Raw genomic sequence first — 22,942 nt, 5'->3', positions numbered from 1 at the left:
TGCGCTTGGACTTGTCGGCTTAATCGACGAATTCAACCGTCACGCCCGGCTTCACCATTTTGGCGAGTTCCGTTGCATCCCAGTTCGTCAGGCGGATGCAGCCGTGGCTCTGCGTGCGGCCGATCTTCGAAGGTTCGGGCGTGCCGTGAATGCCGTATGTCGGCTTCGAAAGCGCGATCCAGACCGTTCCGACCGGACCGTTCGGGCCGGGCGGAATATTCAGGATCTTGTCGTTTGCGCCCTGCTGAAAGTTGATCCTCGGGTTGTAGGTGTAGCCCGGGTTCAGCGCGACGCGTTCGACGTTGACAAGGCCGGAAGGCGAGGGGGTGTCGGTGGAGCCGATCGAGGCGGGATAAGCGGCAACGAGCTTGCCTGCATCGTCATAGGCGAAGACCTGCTTCTTGGCCTTGTCCGCGAGGATTCTGGCGACGGTGGCTGCCTTGTTCTGGCCGGGATTGACGACCTTGATGACCGTGCCCGGAACGGTGAAGTCGGCGCCGGGGTTCATTTCCTTGAGGAAGGCTTCATCCATATGGAAACGCTCGGCGAGCATTTCCGTCGTCGATGTGTAGCCCATCGAAGGCAGAAGCGCCTTCTGCGAATAGTCTTCCGGAATCTGAGCGACATAGGGGCCTGCCGCGTCCGCGGGCGTGATCGTGTAGCTCACGATGGGCAGTCCGCCTGACAGACGAAGTTCCTCGAGAATCGCGTCGGTATTGTTCGGGTCCAGCTTTTCACCCGTCATCTGCTCGTAGGCGTAGATCGCCTTGGTGACGTTCGAGCCCATGTGGCCGTCGATGACACCCGGGGAAACGCCGGCGCGATCGAGGAAGACCTGAATGGCGACGATCTCCGGCTTCGATTTACCCTTCAGCGTGATAACGGGCTCTGAGGGCGGTGCCGGCTGCGCCTCGTTCGGGAACTGCTGATCCGGTTCGATCGACGCATAGTTCTCGTTCGGCGGATAGCCCCGGCCCTCGGTGCCCGGATAGGGCTGATCGTCAAGTGGTTCGCGCTGGATCTCCGCATCCCGGGGAATGGCGCCGGTAACCGCGCCGCGCTCCCTGTAGCGGCCGCCCTCGCTGTCCTCGGCATAGTAGGGGTCGTCGCCATAGGTTTCGCGGACAGGCGGCCGCGGATAATAGTTGCGGGCCTGCATTTCGGTCGCGACGACGTTGCCATATCTATCGACCAAGACGCGGTTGCCGTTGCGATCGCGTGTATAATAGACGTCAGCGCCGGGCGGCACGTAATCAATGATGGCGCCGTCCGGGGTTACCATGACGACACCGCGCTCGCGGCGGCCAAACTGCTGCGCATCCGCAACGGGTGCGACAGCGGTTAACGCAAGCACGGCAGCAGCAAGGGACAAACCCGATTTTACAAAGCGATTCACGTCTTTCACCTCGACCAGTGGCTGTGCCGACACACACCCGCAAATTTTGACGCTAATGTGGAAATTATGAATTCGTACTAAACAAAAGATGAAAAAAACTGTGATTGTTACCCGCGGCTAAACGCTTGGTTTTGTAAGCGGGTTCCATCGCGAAGCGCTGGTTGCGCTGGGGGCATGTTTTCCACAATTGACGAACAGGTGTGCGGATCCTAACGCTACGGCATCTCAAAGATAAGGAGGAGTCGCGATGATCGAATTCGCCGCCGCCAAGGGGCCGCGCCTGATGCTTGATGAGACATCCGTGATGGATATCGGCGGATGCATCGTCGAAGGCGTCGATATCGCGCCGAAGCGCGCTATTCCGGACGACGGCGATCCGCGGATCGACCACTCGCTCGAAGGCTTTCTCTTCACCTGTGGTCCGGATCACATCCGCCATCGCGAGCCGATCCCTGGCCGGACGGACGGCAAGATCTATCCGTTGCATGGGTCGGCTTCCGGCCATCCGGCCAGGGTTCTCTGGACCAAGTTCGAGAACGGTCACGCCGAATGCCGCGCCGACATCGATATCGTCACCGTCGAAGGATTGGCGCAGCGGATCGAAAGGTTGTGGCGCATTGATGGAACGACGGGCGAAGTGTCGCTGGACGACAAGATCGTCAACACCAGCAGCCGGACGGTCCCGACCTTCCTGATGTACCACATGAATACCGGGGGCAAATGGTTCGACCCAGGTACACGGCTGGAAGGCGAGATGCTCGAAGGCGGCGGTTTCCCGTGGACCTTCGGCGAAGAGCTTGGCGGCATCTTCTGTGTCGAGGCAGCGGCCAGCGAAGGCGGCTTAGCGGAGGTCCGACTTGGCCCGATGGCGGCTGTCGGCGGCAAGACGCTGCGCGTGCGCTTCCGCACAGACACGTTGCCCTATCTGCAGGTCTGGCGGAACCAGAAGGCGCCGGCGGACGTGCTCGGCATCGAACCGGTTTCGCATCGCTGGGTTTCGCGTGAGGAGCTTCAGGCGGGCGGCGAGTTCAACATGCTGAAGCCAGGCGAAAGCCGGAGTTATGCGCTTCGCTTCGCGTTCGTTTGAGCGAACTGTTTTGTTGACGCTTCCGGTCTTGCGTCGTAGAGCTTCTGCCATTCATTTTGAGGAGAAACGCGCGATGGACATCCGCCAGATCGACGACGAATATTCGGTATCCGGCCAGATCACGCTGGAGGATCTCGATCAGATCAAGGCGATGGGCTTCAAGTCGATCGTCTGCCATCGCCCGGACCAGGAAAGCCCGGACCAGACGCCATTTTCGGTGATCGCAGCCCGCGCCAAGGAACTGGGTCTTGAGATCGCGCAGGTGCCCGTGGGGCCGATGGGTGTGACGGAGGAAGCGGTGCAGGGCATGGTCGACGCACTCGACGAATTTCCGCGTCCAATGCTCGGCTATTGCCGCTCCGGTGCGCGCTCCACGGCGATCTACCAGAAGACGCAGCACATTCGTAACTGATCTTCCGGCGCGGCTTTGCGACCGCGCCCTTCATTTCACAGTCAGGAGAATATCATGAGCATCAAGCGTATCGACGTCGGCGCCCGCATGAGCGGCGCAGTCATCCACGGCAACACCGTCTATCTCGCCGGTCAGGTCGGCGAAGGCGAGAGCGTTGCCGAACAGTGCAAGTCGGCGCTCGCCGAGGTCGACCGTCTACTCGCTGCTGCAGGTTCCAACAAGTCGAAGATCCTGCAGACGCTGATCTACCTCTCGGACATGTCCTACTTCGCCGAAATGAACGCTGCCTGGGAAGCCTGGGTCGACCCGAAGAACACGCCGGCCCGCGCGACGAGCGAAGCCAAGCTTGCAGCTCCGAAGTACAAGGTCGAGTTCACCGTAACTGCTGCGATCGACTAAGCTTCACAGCATATGCCAACACCAAAGCCGGTGAGTTCGCTCACCGGCTTTTTGTTTGGGCAATCTCCGACAGCGTGCGCGTCGGCGTGATGGCTTCCGGATCGAGCTTGACCTCGATGATCGCCGGTTTGCCGCTGGCGCGAGCACGCTCGAAGGCTGGCGCGAAATCCTCCGTCGTCTCCACCGTCTCGCCGTGGCCGCCATAAGCGCGGGCAAGGGCTGCGAAATCCGGATTGGTCAGATCGGTGCCGCTCACACGGCCCGGATACTCGCGCTCCTGATGCATGCGGATGGTGCCGTAGATGCCGTTGTTGATGACGATGGCGATGATCGGCAGCTTGTACCGGACGGCGGTCGCGAATTCCTGACCATGCATCAGAAAGCAGCCGTCGCCCGCAAAGCAGATGACCTCGCGCTCGGGAAAGCGCTGCTTGGCGGCAACGGCAGCCGGCAATCCGTAGCCCATCGAGCCTGATGTCGGCGCGGCTTGCGTATTGAACTGCCGGAAGCGATGGAAGCGGTGCAGCCAGGTGGCGTAGTTTCCTGCGCCGTTGGTGAAGATCGCATCCGCTTTCGTGTTGCCCTCGATCCATTCCATGATCGGCCCCATGTGCACGGTACCCGGGCCGGTTTGCGGCGGCTTCGACCAGGAAAGATAGGCCTCGTGCATGCGTTCCGTCCGCTCCGACCAGCGCGGCTCGGCGGGCGCTTCGAGATCGGCAAGTGCGGCGACGAAGTCTTGCGGCGAGGCTGAGATCGCAAGGTCCGGGCGATAGACGCGGCCGAGTTCGGAGGGATCGGGATGGATGTGGACCAGCGATTGTGCCGGGTAGGGGATGTCGATCAGCGTATAGCCCGATGATGGCATTTCCGACATGCGGCCACCGAGCAAAACCAGCAGGTCGCTTTCCTTGATCTCTTTGGCAAGCGCCGGATTGATGCCGATGCCGACGTCACCGGCATAGCCCGGATGCAGGTGATCGAAGAGCATCTGGCGGCGGAAGGAGCAGCCGACCGGCAGCTTGAACCGCGCGGCGAAGTCCTGAAAGTCGGCCACCGCATCCGCATCCCAGCGTGTTCCGCCGAGAATGACCATCGGACGCTCGGCCCGAAGCAGCCGCATGTAGAAATCGTCGACCTGGCGGCGGCCGGGATGAGCTGCGACACGCGCATAAGGCCTGGCACGCGGCGCCTCCACCTCATCACGCAGCATATCTTCAGGGAGCGTCAGAACCACGGGGCCCGGGCGGCCGGAGGTGGCCATGGCAAAGGCACGGGTGACGAATTCCGGGATGCGTGCGGCGTCATCGATCTCGCCGACCCATTTGGCATATTCGGTGAGCGCGCGGCGAAATTCGACCTCCTGGAAAGCCTCGCGTTCGCGGGCATCGCGTTGGACCTGGCCGATGAAGAGGATCATCGGAACCGAGTCCTGCCGCGCGATATGCAGGCCCGCCGTGGCGTTGGCGGCGCCGGGGCCGCGGGTGACCATGCAGATGCCGGGTTCGCCGGTCAGTCTGCCCCAGCAATCGGCCATCATGGCGGCCCCACCTTCCTGGCGGCAGACGATCACTTCGATTTCGCTGTCGTAAAGGGCATCCAGCACGGCGAGGAAGCTTTCGCCGGGGACACAGGAAAGCCGTGACACGCCGTTCGCCTTTAGCGCTTCGACAATCAACTCGCCGCCGGTCTTCTTCATGATGCGGGTTTCCTCTCCCTCTGTGCGCGCTCCAATTCCTCGAGCTCCGCCAGAACTTCTTCCTGATGCTCGCCGAGCCGGGGGCTCGGCCTTTCGTAACGCAAGGGCGTTTCGGAAAGCACGATAGGCGTCCTAACGCCAGGGATCACAGTTCCGGCCGCGTCTGGGAGATCCACACGTAGTTCGCGCGCCTTGATTTGCGGATCGGCGAACATTTCCTCGATCGTGTTGATTGCGCCGGCAGGCACCGCATTTGCTTCGCAGGCTTTCAGCAGGTCGGCCTTCTGCCACGTCAACGTCTCCGTCGAAACCAGACGGCGTACCTCGTCGCGGTTTGCGACGCGCGCCTTGTTGGTTGAAAAGCGCTCGTCGCCGGCGACGCCTTCGATACCCAAAATGGTGCAGAGGCGCCGAAACTGGCCGTCATTGCCGACAGCGAGGATGAGGTAGCCGTCTGCAGCCGGCACGACCTCATAGGGCGAGATATTCGGGTGCGCGTTGCCGAGCCGGGCCGGTGCCCGGCCGGAAATCAGGTAATTCATGTTCTGGTTGGCGAGCACCGCGGACTGTACGTCGAGCAGCGCCATGTCGACGAGTTGGCCCTCTCCGGTTTTCAGGGCGTGGATGAGGGCCGCCTCGATCGCCGAGACCGCATATATGCCTGTGAAGATGTCGGCAGTGGCAACACCCGCCTTCATCGGCTGGCGATCCGGCTCGCCGGTGATCGACATGAAGCCGGACATGCCCTGGACAATGTAATCATAGCCCGCGAGATTGGCGTAGGGACCTGTCTGGCCGAAGCCGGTGATCGAGCAATAGACGAGTTTCGGATTGACCTTGCGCAGGCTCTCGTAATCCAGCCCGTATTTCACCAGCCCGCCGAGCTTGAAATTCTCGATCAGCACATCGGCGGTGGCGACCAGCCGGCGCACTAGCGACTGGCCTTCCTCGGTCCTGAGGTCAGCGGTGATCGAACGCTTGTTGCGGTTTGCGGAATGGTAGTAGGCGGCCGAGAGGTTTTCGCCGTCCGCCCCCTCGACGAAGGGCGGGCCCCATTGGCGGGTATCGTCGCCGCCTTCCGGATTTTCGACCTTGATGACGTCCGCGCCGAGATCGGCGAGCATCTGGCCTGCCCAGGGACCGGCCAGGACGCGGGCGAGTTCGATGACCCTGATGCCTGATAGCGGTGGCTTCTTGTTACTGCCCGTCATGTTCCTCCCGAGAACGGCTCACGGCGCCCGTGTGGATTCAGATGTATCGGATACCGGCCTGGATGCATAGCGCCGCTCGCGCAAGAGAATGTAGAGGCCTGAAGCGATGATGACCAAAATGCCGAGCCATTTGATGGCATCCGGGAAATCGCCGAAGACCAGCCAGGCGAAGATCGTTGCCGAAACGATCTCGAAGTACTGCAGAGGCGCGAGCGTCGAGGCTGGTGCGGAGCGATAGGCGTAGACGCCGAGTATGCCGGCGATGGCGGCCATCACGCCGACACCTGCAAGGTAGAAAAGGGCAATTGCCGAAGGCACAACCGGATCGAAGACGTCCGAGCCGGTGCCCTGGCCGATGAAGAGCAGGATGGCGCAGAACAACATGCCCCAGAGACCCGTCTGAAACTGCATCGCCCAAGGGTCTTCCCGGTGCGACAGCACGCGGGTCATCAGCGCGAAAATGGCGATGCAGAGCGCGCTGACCACCGGCAGGAGCGCCACGAACCCGACTTCCTGGAAGCTCGGCTGGATGATCAGCATCGCTCCCAGGAAACCGACGCCGCAGGCCGTATATCGCCGCCAGCCGATGGTCTCCTTCAGGAAGATGCTGGAAAGGATCGTCAGGATGATCGGTTCGACGAAGAAGATCGCGATCGCATCGGCAACCGACATGTATTTCAGCGTTGCCACGAAGCTCACCATGGAAATGGTGATGATCGCTCCGCGGATCGCATGGTAGCCGCTTTGCCGCCATGTAAAGGCCGCCCAGCTCCGCCGCAAAAGTACGACCGGAAGCATGCAAAGTGCTTGAACGACGAAGCGAGCCAAGGTGATTTCCGCGGACGGAATTGTCACGATCGCCAGTTTCGCAAAGATATCGATGATCGGCGACACGAGCACCGAAAGGAACATGAGCAGCAGGCCCATTGTTACTTCGGAGGAGACATTTGTGGTCGTCGCGGCGCTGCTCATTCCAAGGTCCTTTCGTCAGGACCTTGCGGTTGCTTTATCGCACCAATCGGCAAAGGCGGAAATTGCAGCTTCGGCACCGATCTCATTCAAGGTTTCGTGCCGCATGTCCTGATATATCTGAGTGCTAATACGGGAGAAGCCGTGGCGCTTCAATCGGTCCGCCAGCCAGATCACTGCTTTTCCGCGCTCGGTCGCCGGATCCTCGCCGCCGCCGACGAGGTGGATCGGCAGGTCTTTGGGCAGCTTGTCCAGATGCTGCTCCTGCGGCGCGCGGAAGGTGAGGGCGAAGATGTCGAGCCAGAGCGAAACGGAGGCATCGAAGCCGCAAAGCGGATCGGCGATGTATTTGTCGACCTCGTTAGGGTCGCGAGAAAGCCAGTCGAATGCCGTCCGCTGGCCGGGGATGGATTTGCCCCAGGTCTCGAAAGTAAGTCGTGGTAAAAACCCGCTTGGAACGTCCGAGCCTTTCAGGGCTTTTTCGGCAAGCAGGATGGCTTGGGCGGCGCGGCCTGCAAGACCAACCGCGAAATTCGAATTCCACACGGCAACCGCGTTGAATTTTTCGGGATGGGTTATTGCCGTGTTCAGCGCGACAAGCCCGCCCATGGAGTGGCCGAAAACGATGACCGGCAGGCCCGGATGCCGCGAGGCCGCATGATCGCGCATTGCTGCGACGTCGGCGGTGACGCGGTCTGCACCGTCACGCCGCGCGAACTGGCCGATCGGAGCGCCGCTTGCCGCCGTTGCGCCATGGCCGCGGTGATCATGGGCGTAGACGTGATAGCCGCGCGCGGCCATTGCGGCTGCAAAGCCTGCGTAACGCTTGGAATGCTCGGCCAGGCCGTGCAAAATCAGCAGAATGCCGCGCGGCTGGCCATTGGCTGGCTCATGATGAAATGCGAGCGCCGTTTCAGGCGCCTCAAGCCATTGTGTCTGCAAATACATTTTCTATGCTCCTGGCGGCAACAGAGCAGATCGCCCGGCAAATGCAACATGGCCCATCGATTTTACGGTGCATTTCCTTGCGATTCAGGGTTGCAGACAGTTTGGCTTCATGCTTAGTTGTTCCTGTAATGTTCTTTGTTGGAGAGCGTGATGAGCAGGGTTTTTCTGTGTTTTGCAGCGTATCTCGTGTCGTTGGTCGTTGCCGGTGCGGCGCTGGCTCAGGAGGAACAGGGGAGGACACGCTTCATTCTGGCCGCAAGCTGGCAGCCGGCATTCTGCCAGACAAATCAGCAGAAGCCGGAATGCAGCAGCCAGACGAAGGAGCGCTTCGACGCGACGAATTTCTCGCTGCATGGTCTCTGGCCGCTACGGCAGAACTATTGTGGCGTCTCGAAGGACGTGCAGGCGGCAGACAAGGACGGTGATTGGCAAAAGCTGCCCGAGGTCAAGCTGACGCCTGAGAATACTGCAACACTCGCGAAGGTGATGCCCGGAACGCAGTCGCGCCTCGAGCGCCACGAATGGACGAAGCACGGTACCTGCGCGAAGATGAGCGCCGACGACTACTTCGGCGTCGCGACCCGCCTGATCGGTGATCTGAACGGTTCGGCTGTGCGCGAGCTTTTTGCCGAAAATGTCGGCAAGACGCTCAAGGCGGATCAGATCAAGGCGGCGTTCGACAAGAGCTTTGGTGCGGGAGCGGGTGAGCGCGCCAAGATGAGCTGCCGCCGCGCGGGCGGCGTGCGCGTGATCAGCGAACTGACGATCGGCTTGTCGGAGGATGCGGGTTCGGCGGAGAAAGCCGGCGCGGGTCTTGCAAAACTCATTCAAAGTGCCGGCCACACCTCCTTTGGGTGCGATCAAGGCGTCGTTGACGCCGCGGGGTTCTGACGGAAAAGACTGCCGTTAATGCCGAGAGAAGCCGGTTTCGGCGTTGCCCGGGCGCCGGCTTTCGCCTACATAGCGGCCACGGTTTTCAAGTTTCCGCCCGGAGCAGCGCATAATGGCACGTCAGTTCATCTATCACATGGCCGGCCTCAACAAGGCCTATGGCAACAAGAAGGTGCTGGAAAACATCCACCTTTCTTTCTACCCCGATGCAAAGATCGGCATCCTCGGCCCGAACGGCGCCGGTAAGTCCACCGTGCTCAAGATAATGGCGGGCCTCGACAAGGAATGGACGGGCGAGGCTTGGATCGCCGAAGGCGCAACGCTCGGCTATCTGGCGCAGGAGCCGCAGCTCGATCCGTCCAAGGACGTGATGGGCAATGTGATGGAAGGTGTCGCCGACAAGAAGGCGATCCTCGATCGCTACAACGAGCTGATGATGAACTATTCCGACGAGACGGCCGAAGAGGGCGCCAAGCTGCAGGATGTCATCGACAGCCAGAACCTCTGGGACCTCGAGAGCCAAGTCGAAATGGCCATGGACGCGCTGCGCTGCCCGCCAGGCGATGCGCCGGTCGACAATCTTTCGGGCGGTGAAAAGCGCCGCGTGGCTCTCTGCCGCCTGCTGCTTGCCCAGCCGGACTTGCTGCTGCTCGACGAACCGACCAACCATCTCGACGCCGAGACGATCGCCTGGCTCGAAAAGCACCTGCGCGAATATCCGGGCGCCATCCTGATGGTCACCCACGACCGCTACTTCCTGGACAATGTCACCGGCTGGATCCTCGAACTCGACCGCGGCCGCGGCATTCCCTACGAAGGCAACTATACGGCCTACCTCCAGGCGAAGGCGAAGCGCATGGCGCAGGAAGGCCGCGAAGAAGCCTCCCGCCAGAAGGCGATCTCCCGCGAACAGGAATGGATTTCCGCCAGCCCGAAGGCGCGCCAGGCCAAGTCGAAGGCGCGGATACGCGCCTATGACGAACTTGTCGCGGCGGCCGAGGATCGCCGTCCCGGCGACGCGCAGATCATCATCCCGATCGGCGAACGCCTGGGGCAGGTGGTCATCGAGGTGGAGAACATTTCCAAGACCTATGGCGACCGCGTCCTCTTCGAAGACCTCACCTTCAAGCTGCCGCCGGGTGGCATTGTTGGCGTCATCGGCCCGAACGGCGCCGGCAAGACGACGCTGTTCCGATTGATCACCGGCCAGGAAACGCCAGATTCCGGCAACGTCCGCATTGGCGATACCGTGCATCTCGGCTACGTCGACCAGAGCCGCGATTCGCTCGACGGCGGCAAGACCGTCTGGGAAGAGATTTCCGGCGGCAACGACATCATCAAGCTCGGCAAGTACGAGATGAATTCGCGCGCCTATTGCGGCGCCTTCAATTTCAAGGGCGGCGACCAGCAGCAGAAGGTCGGCAACTTGTCGGGTGGCCAGCGCAACCGCGTGCATCTCGCCAAGATGCTGAAGGCCGGCGGCAACGTGCTTCTGCTCGACGAGCCCACGAACGACCTCGATACGGAAACGCTGGCGGCTCTCGAAGACGCGCTCGAAAACTTCGCCGGTTGCGCCGTCATCATCAGCCACGACCGTATGTTCCTCGATCGCCTGGCGACCCATATCCTCGCCTTCGAAGGCGACAGCCATGTGGAATGGTTCGAGGGCAACTTCGAGGATTACGAAAAGGACAAGATGCGCCGCCTCGGCGTCGACTCGATCAACCCGCATCGGGTGACCTACAAGCGCCTGACGCGCTGATCTCTCTATCCCTTTTACATCGAAAGCCCCGGCAGACGCCGGGGCTTTTGCTGTTTCAGCCGGTCGTTTTTGGATTAGCGAATTTCGTGAACAGAGCGGATTCTTGCTTGCCAGCCCTTCGCAAATCACATAAAGATATCTTTATATGTTGATTGGGTCGACTATGGCTGAGTTTGTCAGACTGGGATTGGATGCGCTGGTGGACGTCTTGAAGGCGGCCGGCGAACCCACTCGTCTTCGCCTTCTGGCGCTTCTCGCCGGAGGCGACCTGACGGTGACCGATCTTACCGAAATTCTCGGCCAGTCGCAGCCCCGCATTTCGCGGCATCTCAAGCTGCTTGGCGAGGCGGAACTGATCGACCGCTATCAGGAGGGCGCCTGGGCCTATTTCCGGCTGAGGCAGGACGGCAGGGCGGCGGCGCTGGTGCGCGTGCTCCTGGCGCATGCATCCGAGAACGATCCGGTCATTCTGCGCGACGGCGAGCGCTTTGCTACGGTGAAGCGTCAGCGGGCCGAGCGGGCGCAAGCCTATTTCAGCCGTAACGCCGCCGAGTGGGACGAGCTTCGCCGACTGCATGCCGCCGACGAGGAGGTAGATGCCGCCGTCATCAAATTGCTTGGCAATCAGCCTGTCTACTCGCTGCTCGATCTCGGCACGGGGACCGGCCGCATGCTGGAACTGCTGTCCGGGGTCTATCGCCGCGCGATCGGGGTCGATGCCAGCCGCGACATGCTGAGCGTTGCCCGCGCCAATCTCGACAAGGCCCGGATCACCAAGGCGTCGGTGCGGCATGCCGACATTCTGAACCTGCCCTTCGAGGGACAGGACTTCGATCTTGTCACCATCCATCAGGTTTTGCACTTCCTCGATCAGCCGGAAGTCGCGATCGCCGAGGCAGCCCGAATGCTCGCGCCCGGCGGACGTCTGATGGTCATCGACCTCGCGCCGCACGGGCTCGAGTATCTTCGCGACGAGCACGCGCATGTTCGCCTCGGTTTCTCGCACCAGGCCATGTCCGACTGGTTGCACAAGGCGGGGCTCGACGTGGAGCAGACCGTCGATCTTCATCCGGGTCTGCAGGGCGAGAAGGGGCTTACTGTCACCATCTGGCTTGCGCGCGATCCGAGGCGCCTCATTGCATCCGAGGGCGCAGAAACAGTATTGGCCGGAGAGATATAAAATGGCTTTGAAAACCGGTAACCGCCGCAATATCGGCATTTCCTTCGAGTTCTTCCCGCCGAAATCGGAGGAAATGGAAGGTCAGCTCTGGAATGCCGTGGCCGAGCTGCAGGACTGGAACCCGGACTTCGTCTCGGTAACCTATGGTGCTGGCGGCACGACGAAGGCGCCGACACTGACTGCGGTCACACGGTTCCTCAACGAGACGCCCCTTGCGACGGCATCGCACCTCACATGCGTCGGTGCCACGAAGGACGAGACGCATCAGGTGATCGACAATTTCCGCAAGGCCGGCGTGAAGCACTTCGTGGCGCTGCGCGGCGATGCGCCGGGCGGGGCGGGAGCTCCCTATCAGCCGCATCCGGGCGGCTACGCCAACGCGGCCGCCCTTGTCGCCGGTCTTCGCGAGATGGGCGATTTCGAGATTTCGGTTGCCGCCTATCCGGAAAAGCATCCGGAGAGCAAGGATGTGGCGGCCGATATCGACATGCTGAAGCGCAAGGCTGACAATGGCGCCGATCGCGCGCTGACGCAGTTCTTCTTCGACAACGATAGTTTCGAGCGTTATCTGGAGAAGGTGCGGGCCGCGGGTATCAAGATCCCGATCGTGCCGGGTATTATGCCGATCCAGAACCTGACGCAACTGAAGCGTTTTGCCAGCGCTTGCGGCACGGTCATCCCGGCTGTTCTCGATGAGCGCTTTGCCGGTCTCGACGACAAGGTGGAAGAACGGCTGAAGGTTGCGGCAGATGTCGCCGTCGAACAGATCGAGGATCTCGTTCGCCGTGGCCTGCACGAATTTCATCTTTATACCATGAACCGCTCGCCGCTTGTCTCCGCTGTGCTTGGTAACCTCGGCCTCGAGCGGGAAGGCGCGAAGAGGGCCGGTGCGGCTGCCTGAGGGCTAACCTCGTACCCAATAAGAAAGCGCATGCCGGGCGGCCGGCATGCGCTTTCAATTGGTTGAACTGTTAGCCTCTTAGGAGCCTGGTATTTCAGTCATGGGGTTCGTCTACGTCTCAAATAAAGAGCATGGACAAGACGAACGCGAACGCTGCACTAACCAACAGGACATTCAAGGATCGTGTGATACCCATGTCTGCCTCCTCGCGTTAACGGCGGCATAATATGTCTGAATTGTGTCGGCTGGGAAGCGATTTCCATGCTGCAACGCAGCGGCAGCTTGTGAATAAAGCGGCTAGCCATGAGCTAACCATTTGGAATTAGCTGCTAAATCACGATGAAATTTTTTTCACGCAATTTAACCGCGCGTTAAAATTGGCGACCGGCCGTTAACGCTAGCGGCAACATCAAGGCATGGCCGGAAACTATTGACATTACGGCAAAAAATGAAATCGCGCCCCGGCTTTGCCGGGACGCGGTCGAAATTGGCTGCTTCGCGAAATTGCGGGCTGCTTAGAGGGCGTCCAGCAGCCCGAGTGTCGCCCAGCCGTCGGCCGGCATTCCGAGACGCTGTTGCTCCTTCTGGATCGCCACACGCGTGCCGGAGCCCAGGATGCCGTCGATCTCGCCGACGTCATAGCCCTTGGACTGCAGCTTGGTCTGCAACTCTTTCATCTGGTCATTCGCCAGGCCTTGTTCCGGGGTCCCCTTGAGGTAAGGCTGCGCGCCCTCAAAGCGGGTGGCGAAGTAGGCGGCCGACGTCGTGTAGATGAAGGACTTGTTCCACTCGAGATAAATCTTGAAATTGGGATAGGCGATGAAGGCCGGCCCGTGGCGGCCCTGCGGGAGAACGAGGGCGCCCTCCAGATTGCCGAAGCTGGTGTTGCCGTCGCGCGGCTTGACGTCGAGGGCGAACCATTCGCCCGCCGTCATGCTGCCTCCGAGACCCGACTTTTCCCAAGGAAGATCGTCGGGCAGGGTGACTTCCTGCAGCCACGGCTGGCCGCGTTCGAAACCCAGATGCTGGATGAACTTCGCAGCGGTCAGGATCGCGTCCGGGCCGCTCTGCTTCAGGCGTACGTGGCCGTCGCCGTCTCCATCCATGCCGTAAGCGACGATATCGCGCGGTAGCATCTGCACCTGGCCGATCTCGCCTGCCCATGCGCCGGTATTGGTCGCCGGGTCGAGGTCGCCGTGCTGGACCATTTCGACCAGCGCGATCAGCTGCGGGCGGAAAAGTTCGGGGCGGCGGCAGTCATGTGCCAGCGTGACAAGGGCGTTGCGCGTGTTGAAATCGCCCTGCACGGCGCCGAAGTCCGTTTCCATTGCCCAGAAAGCGGTAATGACGCCTGCCGGAACGCCATAATCCTGCTCGGCCTTGGCGAAGACATCGGCGAACTGCTTGATCTTCTGGCGGCCGATATCGAGGCGGGCCTGGCTGACGGTACGCTGCGAGAATTCAAGGAATGTCTGCTTGAAGACGCCCTGCGCACGATCGCGGCTGAGGACCTTCGGATCGATCTGTGCGCCGGCGAGCGCCTTGTCGGCTGCTTCGGCAGAGGCGCCGGCGGCAACGGCATCTGCCTTCACGCCAGCCAGAAACTCGGAGAGATCACCGCCACAAGCCACGGCAGGAGCCTGAGGCGCCGCGGACGGGGCAGCGGACGCCGCCGGAGCCATTGCCTGCTCCTGAGCAAACGCTGTGGCGGCTGAGGTGACTGCAAACAAAAGAGCAAGTGCAGAGCGGCTTGCGAGCGAGCGGTGCATTGGGTCGTCCTTATATCCGAAAGAAATGTCTCGCTCTTTCACAGATGAATGTGACGGAAGCAAGAAAGATCAGCGGACGTTGCTACGAATTTCGGTCCTTGGAGACGGTTGCGACCCAATTGGTCCAGTTCTTGGCAGAACCGGCAAACACGTTGATGTCCGCAGGCCCCTTGATGCCGGGGATCACGCCGGTCGAAGTGTATTGCCAGAAAGCCCAGCGGCGTCCGGCATAGGTGACTTCCGGATGCTTGGCGGTGGACCGCACCCAGAAGTGATAGTCTTGAAAATAGCCCGCGAGATTGTCGCGGTGAAAATCGACTGACGTATAGATGATCGGCCGCTTGCCGTAATAGGCTTCCAGGCGGTCCATGAAGCGCTGCATCTGAGCCCGAACCGTTGCGGGATCGGGCCGGAAACGGCAGGTCGGCGATTCGCCGTTCCACTCGACGTCCAGGACCGGCGGCAGCCGCATCGATTCCCGCGGGACGTTCTGGATGAACCAGTCGGCCTGCTCGTCGGCGGACGAGCAGAAATAGTAGAAGTGATAGGGGGCATGCGGGATTCCGACAGCGCGGGCACGCTGCCAGTATTCGTTGAAGCGCGGGTCGAACCTATCCTTGCCTTCGGTTGCCTTGATGAAGGCAAACGCGACGCCGGAATTCTTCACGGTCTGCCAGTCGATATCGCCCTGCCACTTGGAGATGTCGATGCCGTGGATTTCGTTCCGGTTCGGGTGGTTGGCCCCGAAATCCTGCGGGTCGGAATCCTTGAAACGGGTCTGCGGCTTTACGGATGCTGTATCGAGATAATCATATCCCGCTGACGTACAACCGGCGAGCATCAACGCCAAAGGCAGGACGCATAACAAAAGCCGGCGCATGGATGTCCCGTCGTGAGCCGAGTGATCTGCTTGCCCCACAGTCTGACCTTCGAATGACGAGTTTCAGTAGAGGAATCCCCCTCATTCCAGCATATCAACGTAAAAAATCGGTTAGTTTCAAGCTAATTATGAACGCTCGGAGACAATAGACGCCCGCCAGGCGTAGCCCCGGCCGATCTGCTCGAACGACAATCTCGCCTTATTTTCATGAGCTTGCGCTTCCAGAACTTCGCGCAAATCGGCTCGTGGCGTGACATGAAATTTTCCAAGCCATGCCTTCAGCATCGTCCGGAACCAGCGCGGCAAATCCTCCTGCTGGCCGAAATCGACGATGTGCAACTGTCCTCCCGGGTTCAATGCGGCGATTGCGGCATCGACCGCGCGTTGCCAATCGGGAATCATCGAAAGCGCATAGGAAATCAGGATGCGGTCGAAACCGCCGAGCCCGAATTCTCGCGGCGTGAACGCCGTGGCATCGGATACCCGAAAGTCAGGAATCGTGGCTTTCGTGGCGAAGGTCTTGCGCGCCGAGATCAACATTTCCTGCGAAATGTCGAGGCCGTAGAGCTTGGCGCGGGGAAAGTGACGATGTGCGAGCGCCAGATTGCGGCCGGTCCCGCAGCCGACTTCCAGCAGCGTACCGCCTTCCGGAACATCCAGATGACGGATCGTCCGGTCGCGGCCGAGCAGGTAGTATTTGCGGGTCAGATCATACACGTGGCGCTGGTAGCGATACATGCCATCCATCAGATTGGCATGTCTTTCTGCTTTGCTCTCCACGATGGTGCGGATCTCGGTCACGCCTTCTTCCCGTAGATGTGGAAGCCGCCATAGATCGCCGAGCGGTCGAGCACGGTCATATCGCGGGACTTCTCCTCGAAATATTCCCACTGGTCGCGGATCGCCGCAGAAAGGCGGCCTTCGATGACGCTCTTTTCGGCAGCCGTCCGGAAAATGACGCGGGCGCCGGGGCGGGCTGTGCGGCTGATCTCCGCCCACAGATCGTTCAACTGCTGATCGGTCATCCAGTCCTGCGCGTCGAGCAGGACATAGCGGTCGCGGGAGGCGGCCGGCTCGCCGGCGAGAAGCTCGGTGAAGCTTGCATGGTGGACATTGACGCGATCGACGTTGGCGCGGATCACTTCGTAGTGCTCCGGCTTCAGGTAAGTCGGAAGCGGGCCTTCGTCTGCAGCCGCGTAACGGCGGCCGAAGGCTTGCCAGGCGAAATAGTTCTCGCGCATCGGGAAATGGCAGGCGAGCTTTTCGAGGCGATGCTTCAGCACCGGCGCGATCGACTGATCGGCGGCGAGGCTCGCAAGTTCGTCATATTGCTGCGGCGGGATACCGAGCCCGAAAAGGGAGCTCTTACGTCCAGTGATCCAGCGCACGACGGGTTTTTCGAAGAGCGGCGCAACCTGCTCGTCGAAGAATTGCCGCTGTTCGCGGATCGAACCGGTTTTCGTCATTTGCCGGAGATCGACGCCGTGCAGGCGGGCGAGCAGATGGGCCGCGCCGATGAAGCGGCCGAGCAGGCCGGTTTCATAGATGTTGCGGTCGAAGACGGTGATGCGGCGGCGACCGAACTTGCGGCCGTTCCAATAAGAGCGCGTCGCTTCGTCGAGGCTAGGCGAGAGAAAGCGGTCGAACGCATGGCTGTTCGAGCGCTCGTTGGGCATGGCGAGGAAGCGGACGAGATCGGCATGGCTCGGAAGATGCCGGAAGGCGGCAAGCTTCAGGCGGTTCAGCGCGATGTGATGCGGGTTGAGATCGACCACGTCGATGGAGGCGGGTGCCTTGGAAAGATAGGCAAGCATGTTGCAGCCGCCCGAGCCGATCGTGACGATGCGATGGTGCGGCTGCAGTTCCATGGCCTGCATGTCGAGGTCCGGATCTTCCCAGATCTGCGGATAGACGAGGCCGGAAAAGAGCAGGCCGAAAAGCCGTTCCGAAAAGCCGTCCTTGGAAAATGCCTTGTGGCGGAGAAGAGCGTCCTTGAGTTTCCGGTTCTTGCGGAAGCCGGTATCCGGTGCAAATTCCGTCATATGAGTCTGTCACCCTTTTAGCGTTCAGGGCGTGTAGCGCGTCCCTGCTACAGTTTGATGACGCAGACTGTGGGTAGGCTTTCTACAGGAATTGACTGTCACGAAACGCCGTTTACGTCGTCATGCTCTTTTTTGTGAAAGCGTTTCCTGCTTCTCTCCGTTCGTGGAGGGAATGATATGCGACCTATTCGGCGTACCCTGAAGGCGCTCACTGCAACCATCGTCGCCATCGTGGCTGGTGGGGCGATCTGGCTTTATGTTCGGCCACCGGAGCTCCTGCGCGTCGGTGACGGCTATGCAGCAAAGATCGTCTGCTCGAACGTGTTCATGGCAGGACGGGATCCGCAGGCAGTCCTCAATAACGATGTGCAAGCGCCCGGCAATCCGCTGTTGCGCCTGATACGCGTTTCGGTCGATCGCGAGCAGGGGCGTGTGACGGCGCGCATCCTTGGTCTCTTTGCACCCAGCTATGCTCTCTATCGCGGGGTTTTCGGCTGCACGAGCGTGCCTGACGGCGATTTCGAGGCTGCCGCCAAAGCCACGCCCTTGGATCCAGTTCCGCCTGCCGAGGAGAACACCGCCCTGTGGCCGGAAGGCGAGGGCGTTGCCGCCGCCAATGATGGAGAACTGGCGTCTTTGTTGGCGAACGAGGCGCTCGCCGGTCCGCAGATGCGCGCGATCGTCGTCGTTCACAATGGCCGGATCGTCGCGGAACGCTATGGCGAAGGGTTCAGCGCAAAGACGCCGCTGCTCGGCTGGTCGATGACCAAGACCGTCAACGCGGCGCTCGTCGGTCGCGCGATGTACGAAGGAAAGGGCAATTTCGAAACGACCAGCCTGTTGCCGGAGTGGAAGGACGATGAGCGGTCACGCATCAAGCTCCGTGACCTGCTGGGGATGGAGAGCGGTCTTGCCTTCAATGAGAATTACGGCAGCGTCGCGGATGTAACGCGTATGCTCTATCTCGACCCCGACATGGTTACGCTTCCCGCCAATGCGCCATTGGAGGCGGAGCCGGAAGAGCGTTTCCGCTATTCGAGCGGCACATCGGTCCTGTTGTCGCGGATATGGATGGATTGGATCGGCGGCCAGCAGAAGGCGCTTGCCTATCCGACTGACGCGCTTTTCAGACCGCTCGGTATGTCGAGCGCGGTTCTCGAAGCTGATGCTCGGGGCACCTTTGTCGGCAGTTCGTATCTCTACGCGACGGCGCATGACTGGGCGCGTTTTGGACAGTTTCTGCTGCAGGACGGCGTCTGGAACGGCCAGCGGCTGTTGCCGGAAGGATTCGTCGGCTTCATGCGCACGCCGACCCGGTCGTCGGGCGGCACATATACTCAGGGCCAGGCATGGCTCGCTGCCCCGGGCGGCGATACGAGCACCGAGGCCGGGCTGCCGGAAGATACATTCTGGCTGGAAGGGCACGACGGGCAGAGCATGGCAATCGTGCCTTCCGCCAATCTCGTGTTTGTCCGGATGGGGCTGACGCCAAGCTCGCTAGGCTACAAGCCGCAGGTGCTGCTGAAACAGGTGCTGGCCGCGCTGCCGGCCAGTTGACTAGGCATTACAGGCGGGGTGGTTTTTAGTAGGTGCCCTGGGCGATGTCCGTCATGCCCTTGCGTTTTGCATCGTAGTAGTAGCCGCGGGCATAGAGCTTGACGGCGTCTTCTTCATTGCTGTTCGAAACGAGCCATGCGCCGCGCAGATATTTCGCGGCATATTTGATGTTGGTTTCGGCATCGAGCAGGCCGTTGGGCTGGCCGTCATAGCCCATCGATTTCGCCGTGTTGTACTTGATCTGCATCAGGCCGAAATAACCGCGCTTGTTGTAGGCGTTGGGATTGTAACGGCTTTCCCGATGCACGACGCGATGGATCAGCGATTCAGGGACTTCGTAGAGCTTCGAGTACTTGCTGATCAGCTTGCTGATAAAGCTTTTTTCAACGGTGGGAGCGGTGTCGACGTCGCTGTCGCTGAACATCGGCGGCGCGGCCGGCGGATCCATCGGGGCGGACTCGTCGAACGTGAAGTCCGACATCGAGCGCTGCGTCGCGCCAATGGAAGCAATGGCGGCCAGAGCGCCACTCTGCGGCGTCGTCGCCGCGAAGGCAAGCTGGGTCGATGGCGAGGGCGGAGTGCCCGGGCGCGGCGTGGGCACGACCGACTGGATCGCCGTCATTTCCGGCGTCAGCGGGATCTGGGTTGCCGCGGCCGCCATCTGTTGCATGGCGGGATCGGCAAGAGCTTCCGTCCCAGGCATAGTCATCGCGTCGGCGGTGAGGGCCGGTGTTGCCTGCGGGCTGGCCGCGGCGAATGCGTCTGCGGGCTGGCTGGTGCCGTCAGCGGCCGGTACCGCTGCCATCATCATTGCATCTTCGCCGGGCTTGGGGGTCGGAACAACGGTCTGCACGGCGGTCAATTCCGCCAGGGACGTGTATTCGACGGTCGAGCATCCCGCAACGCCGCCCAGCATCGTCAAGACAAGGCCGCCTATCAGGACGGATAACCCCTTCGCTACCATTCTGTCACTTTCGCGATTCGCGCCGCCCTGGCAGCGATTAAGTTACTGAAAACCTAAGCCCTGATTTTTCCATTAACTTATTCGTGGTTGTGTCGCAACCCACCCAGCCTCAGGCGGCGATGCGGCGATAGCCCGCGGTCACGGCGCCGGCGGCGATGAGCAGCGTTCCACCGGTACGGTTGACCGTGCGCTGCACGCTTGCCTTGCGGATCAGGCCGCGCGCGGCATTCGCAAGAAGCGCATAGCAGGAAGCATTGATCGTCGCGAGAATGAGGAAGGTCAGCTCCATGACGAGCATCTGTTCGAAGAAGGGATTCGCAGGATTGAGGAACTGCGGAACGAAGGCGACGAAGAAAACGATGCTCTTCGGATTGAGCGCCGTCACGATATAGGCGTGCAGGAAGATCTTCAGTGACTTTTGATCCGGCAGGTTGTCGTTGTCAGCGACCGGTTCGGTGATGATCGGCGAGCGCCAGAGCTTGATACCGAGGTAGATGAGGTACGCACCGCCGATCCACTTCAGCACCGTGAAAAGCGTTGCCGATGCAGCCAGGAGCGCGCCCAGTCCGAAGAGGGAAGCCGTCATCGCGGTGAAGTCGCCGAGCGCCACGCCGCTGACAGTCGCCAGCGCCGTCTTGCGCCCATGGCCAAGCGCGTAGGACACGACGAGCAGGATCGTCGGTCCCGGAATGGCCAGCATGATGGCGGATGCAGCGGCGAAAGCGAGCCAGGCTTCGAGCGACATGGAATCTCCTCCTGTTCCTTAGGAACTAAGCAAAGACACCATAGTCGCCCTGCGTCAATCATACTTCCTGGTATTTTTGCCCCACCGTTTCCATCACTTCGGCGAACCATTTGGTCGAGAGGTCGAAGGGCTTGCCGCCCTTGATACGCGGAAATTCGATGGTCCGGAGTTTGCCGTTTTGCGCTTCGTCGTGACCCGTGACGCCGGAGACCTTGTTGAGCGCGCTTTCGACGGCCAGGTCGACCATGCTCTGGATGAGACGAAGGTCGTCGGCATTGGCGGCCGCCGAGCGGGCAAAATAGCCGGATTTCTGAACCAGCGAGCGCTCGGCATTGAGCAGGTTGGCGAACTGCTTCTGGAACCAGCCGCCGACGTTGATCGTGTCGATCTTCACATGTCCGAAGGCATCACGCTTGATGGTGTCGCCGGCGGCTTCCCGCTCGGCGACAATGGCATCGAGGCAGGCACCTTCCGAGACGAAGACGGTCGCGTGACCGGTCCTGTCCATGATCTCCTTGAGGCGTTCGGCCTCGGCCTGCAGGTCAAAGGCCATCTCAGGCAGGTAGACGGCATCAATGCTCTTCAGACCGGCATTCATCATCAGCCCGTCGACATATTCATAGTTCTTCGTGCGGCTCAAATAGGCGCGGGCGGTTGCCGCCGTCAGCCAGCCGCAGTGACGGCCCATGACCTCATGGATGACAAGTGTGCGCGGTGCTGCACTCTGCTCATTGCTGACATTGTCGAAGAAATGCGCGCCGACTTCGGCAGCCGTCCAGGCGCCCAGAGACTGGCGGATCGGCACGACATCGTTGTCGACCGTCTTCGGCAAGCCGACGACGGTGAGGTTATAGTTGTTGGCGGCGAGATAGGCGGCCAGATCGGCGGCTGTCGTGTTGGTGTCGTCGCCGCCGATGGTGTGAAGGATGGTCACGCCGTCATTGGCAAGGCGCTCTGCCGCCACACGCAACGGATTTTCGCCCTCCTTGACCAAACCGCGCTTGACGCAGTCGGCGGCGTTCGTGAGCTTAACCCGGCTGTTGCCGATCGGTGAGCCGCCAAAGCGATGGAGAAGCGGAGCCTTTTCGCGCATCTCCTTGCTGATCACGACGCTATCGCCAAGAAGCACGCCCTGATAGCCCGATTTATAGGCAATGATTTCGAGATCGGGGGCGACATCAGTGTAGCGTTCGATCAGGCCGCCGACGGCAGAAGAAAGACAGGGCGCCAGGCCTCCGGCGGTCAGCATTGCTACTTTCTGTTTGGCCATTTTTCCCTCCTTGAGCGTTCGGATGTGCTTACCTCTCGCATGGATGCGGCACGAAAAGAACGCTGTAAAGTAAAGAATTTACGAAAAAGAGGCGGGCTTCGCCTCGGGCGCTCATCTAATCGTTTCAAGCTTGGATGCGGGCCGGAGAGCCGCTGTGGAAATCGTATGCGGGCAGAGCGTAGCGTGGGGTGAGAGGCCCGATCGGGGCACCCGATCGCCGATCACGTCTAAGAGTCCGTTTGAGAACGTCAGTGGCTGATACGTCGGAGCAGAAGACCGTCCATGGCGACCATTTGTCCTCAGCTGAGTTCTTGGGCGAGTCCGATGAGAAGCCCTTCAGGCACACGGATGTAGCAGAGCCGATACGCGTCTTTATACTGGACTACTTCGCCTACGAGCTGCGCGCCGCGCGCGCGGAGCCTTTCAAGCGTGTCGTCGATGTCGTCCACGGTGAACATGGCGCGGAGGTAGCCCAGGGCGTTGACCGGGGCGTTCCGGTGATCTGCGACGACATCAGGCGTGAGGAAGCGGGAAAGCTCGAGCCGGTTGTGGCCGTCCGGTGTGCGCATCATGGCAATCTCGACACGCTGATCGCCCAGTCCCGTGACACGTCCGGCCCATTCTCCTTCGATCGTGGCCCGTCCTTCGAGATCGAGGCCGAGTTCGCGAAAGAAATCAATCGTCCCCTCGAGGTCTTCGACGACGATTCCTACGTTGTCCATCCGCTTGAGCGCCATGTTTCTAATCTCCGAGATGTCGTCGCAATCTACAAGGTGTCGCCGAGTCTAACAACGAACGCTTGAGGTGCGCCGCATCTAAGAACCACGACTGTTACCGGATTGTGAAAAGTGTTTTCGATA

Annotated in this window: 21 protein-coding genes; 8 read left to right on the top strand and 13 right to left on the bottom strand. The window is 60.8% G+C overall.

From position 1 onward, the window contains the following. Positions 1-19 precede the first annotated feature (19 nt). Complete coding sequence (locus tag ACPYOJ_RS02330; protein ID WP_481414810.1) at positions 20-1,396, bottom strand: L,D-transpeptidase; 1,377 nt, start codon at positions 1,394-1,396, stop codon at positions 20-22. Between the two features lie 247 nt (positions 1,397-1,643). On the opposite strand from ACPYOJ_RS02330, the gene ACPYOJ_RS02325 reads away from it, so the two are divergent. The 3 genes from ACPYOJ_RS02325 (at position 1,644) to ACPYOJ_RS02315 (ending at position 3,294) form a co-directional block, all read left to right on the top strand. Continuing rightward, positions 1,644-2,483, top strand: coding sequence for a DUF4432 family protein (locus ACPYOJ_RS02325; RefSeq protein WP_481414809.1), 840 nt, complete (start codon positions 1,644-1,646; stop codon positions 2,481-2,483). Between the two features lie 73 nt (positions 2,484-2,556). Beyond that, the gene (locus tag ACPYOJ_RS02320) at positions 2,557-2,895 is read left to right on the top strand and encodes a protein tyrosine phosphatase family protein (protein WP_481414807.1); all 339 of its coding nucleotides are present in this window, start codon (positions 2,557-2,559) and stop codon (positions 2,893-2,895) included. 54 nt (positions 2,896-2,949) lie between these two features. After that, entirely contained in the window at positions 2,950-3,294 is a 345-nt protein-coding gene (locus tag ACPYOJ_RS02315) for a RidA family protein (RefSeq protein WP_481414806.1), read from the top strand. Positions 3,295-3,334: 40 nt separating this feature from the next. On the opposite strand, the gene ACPYOJ_RS02310 is transcribed toward ACPYOJ_RS02315, so the two are convergent. From ACPYOJ_RS02310 to ACPYOJ_RS02295, 4 genes are read right to left on the bottom strand one after another with little or no spacing between them, the layout of a single operon-like run. Next, positions 3,335-4,993 (bottom strand): thiamine pyrophosphate-binding protein, encoded by a 1,659-nt coding sequence (locus ACPYOJ_RS02310; protein WP_481414805.1) that lies wholly within the window; start codon positions 4,991-4,993, stop codon positions 3,335-3,337. Then, positions 4,990-6,204, bottom strand: a complete 1,215-nt coding sequence (caiB, locus tag ACPYOJ_RS02305) for a succinate--glutarate CoA-transferase (protein ID WP_481414804.1) — start codon at positions 6,202-6,204, stop codon at positions 4,990-4,992. Before caiB ends, ACPYOJ_RS02310 begins: the two co-directional genes overlap by 4 nt. Before the next feature lie 18 nt (positions 6,205-6,222). Continuing rightward, positions 6,223-7,176, bottom strand: a complete 954-nt coding sequence (locus ACPYOJ_RS02300; protein WP_481414803.1) for a DMT family transporter — start codon at positions 7,174-7,176, stop codon at positions 6,223-6,225. Between the two features lie 15 nt (positions 7,177-7,191). Further along, positions 7,192-8,121, bottom strand: coding sequence for an alpha/beta fold hydrolase (locus ACPYOJ_RS02295; RefSeq protein WP_481414802.1), 930 nt, complete (start codon positions 8,119-8,121; stop codon positions 7,192-7,194). A 150-nt stretch (positions 8,122-8,271) separates the two neighbouring features. Between ACPYOJ_RS02295 and ACPYOJ_RS02290 the strand changes: the two genes are divergently transcribed. The 4 genes from ACPYOJ_RS02290 to metF all read left to right on the top strand — a co-directional run bounded on the left by ACPYOJ_RS02290 (position 8,272) and on the right by metF (position 12,855). Continuing rightward, positions 8,272-9,012, top strand: coding sequence for a ribonuclease T2 family protein (locus tag ACPYOJ_RS02290; RefSeq protein WP_481414801.1), 741 nt, complete (start codon positions 8,272-8,274; stop codon positions 9,010-9,012). 112 nt (positions 9,013-9,124) lie between these two features. After that, positions 9,125-10,774 carry an energy-dependent translational throttle protein EttA gene (gene ettA, locus ACPYOJ_RS02285; protein WP_481414800.1) on the top strand — a complete coding sequence of 550 codons (1,650 nt, stop codon included), beginning with the start codon at positions 9,125-9,127 and terminating at the stop codon, positions 10,772-10,774. A gap of 163 nt (positions 10,775-10,937) precedes the next feature. Continuing rightward, complete coding sequence (locus ACPYOJ_RS02280; RefSeq protein ID WP_481414799.1) at positions 10,938-11,954, top strand: ArsR/SmtB family transcription factor; 1,017 nt, start codon at positions 10,938-10,940, stop codon at positions 11,952-11,954. A gap of 1 nt (position 11,955) precedes the next feature. Continuing rightward, entirely contained in the window at positions 11,956-12,855 is a 900-nt protein-coding gene (gene metF, locus ACPYOJ_RS02275) for a methylenetetrahydrofolate reductase [NAD(P)H] (RefSeq protein ID WP_481414798.1), read from the top strand. 515 nt (positions 12,856-13,370) lie between these two features. On the opposite strand, the gene ACPYOJ_RS02270 is transcribed toward metF, so the two are convergent. The 4 genes from ACPYOJ_RS02270 to ACPYOJ_RS02255 form a co-directional block, all read right to left on the bottom strand. Beyond that, positions 13,371-14,624 (bottom strand): lytic murein transglycosylase, encoded by a 1,254-nt coding sequence (locus tag ACPYOJ_RS02270; protein ID WP_481414797.1) that lies wholly within the window; start codon positions 14,622-14,624, stop codon positions 13,371-13,373. A gap of 82 nt (positions 14,625-14,706) precedes the next feature. After that, complete coding sequence (locus ACPYOJ_RS02265; protein WP_168830664.1) at positions 14,707-15,504, bottom strand: glycoside hydrolase family 25 protein; 798 nt, start codon at positions 15,502-15,504, stop codon at positions 14,707-14,709. 126 nt (positions 15,505-15,630) lie between these two features. Continuing rightward, positions 15,631-16,251 (bottom strand): class I SAM-dependent methyltransferase, encoded by a 621-nt coding sequence (locus ACPYOJ_RS02260; protein WP_481414840.1) that lies wholly within the window; start codon positions 16,249-16,251, stop codon positions 15,631-15,633. A gap of 50 nt (positions 16,252-16,301) precedes the next feature. Beyond that, positions 16,302-17,546 (bottom strand): BtaA family protein, encoded by a 1,245-nt coding sequence (locus tag ACPYOJ_RS02255; RefSeq protein WP_481414796.1) that lies wholly within the window; start codon positions 17,544-17,546, stop codon positions 16,302-16,304. Between the two features lie 177 nt (positions 17,547-17,723). Between ACPYOJ_RS02255 and ACPYOJ_RS02250 the strand changes: the two genes are divergently transcribed. Continuing rightward, a complete protein-coding gene (locus ACPYOJ_RS02250) occupies positions 17,724-19,103 on the top strand; it encodes a serine hydrolase domain-containing protein (RefSeq protein ID WP_481414795.1) in 1,380 nt (459 codons plus the stop codon). 25 nt (positions 19,104-19,128) lie between these two features. Here the strand turns inward: ACPYOJ_RS02250 and ACPYOJ_RS02245 are convergent, their stop codons facing one another. From ACPYOJ_RS02245 to ACPYOJ_RS02230, 4 genes are all read right to left on the bottom strand, one after another. Further along, the gene (locus tag ACPYOJ_RS02245) at positions 19,129-20,067 is read right to left on the bottom strand and encodes a transglycosylase SLT domain-containing protein (protein ID WP_481414794.1); all 939 of its coding nucleotides are present in this window, start codon (positions 20,065-20,067) and stop codon (positions 19,129-19,131) included. A 109-nt stretch (positions 20,068-20,176) separates the two neighbouring features. Further along, the gene (locus tag ACPYOJ_RS02240) at positions 20,177-20,812 is read right to left on the bottom strand and encodes a LysE family translocator (RefSeq protein ID WP_481414793.1); all 636 of its coding nucleotides are present in this window, start codon (positions 20,810-20,812) and stop codon (positions 20,177-20,179) included. Between the two features lie 58 nt (positions 20,813-20,870). Beyond that, positions 20,871-22,082, bottom strand: coding sequence for a pyrophosphate--fructose-6-phosphate 1-phosphotransferase (locus ACPYOJ_RS02235; RefSeq protein WP_481414792.1), 1,212 nt, complete (start codon positions 22,080-22,082; stop codon positions 20,871-20,873). Positions 22,083-22,381: 299 nt separating this feature from the next. Beyond that, on the bottom strand, positions 22,382-22,819 hold the full coding sequence (locus tag ACPYOJ_RS02230; protein ID WP_481414791.1) for a VOC family protein: 438 nt from the start codon (positions 22,817-22,819) through the stop codon (positions 22,382-22,384). Between the last annotated feature and the right edge of the window lie 123 nt (positions 22,820-22,942).

It is taken from the genome of Rhizobium sp. SVR5-9E, from assembly GCF_056755095.1.
This window is presented reverse-complemented; position numbering and strand designations above follow the sequence as displayed.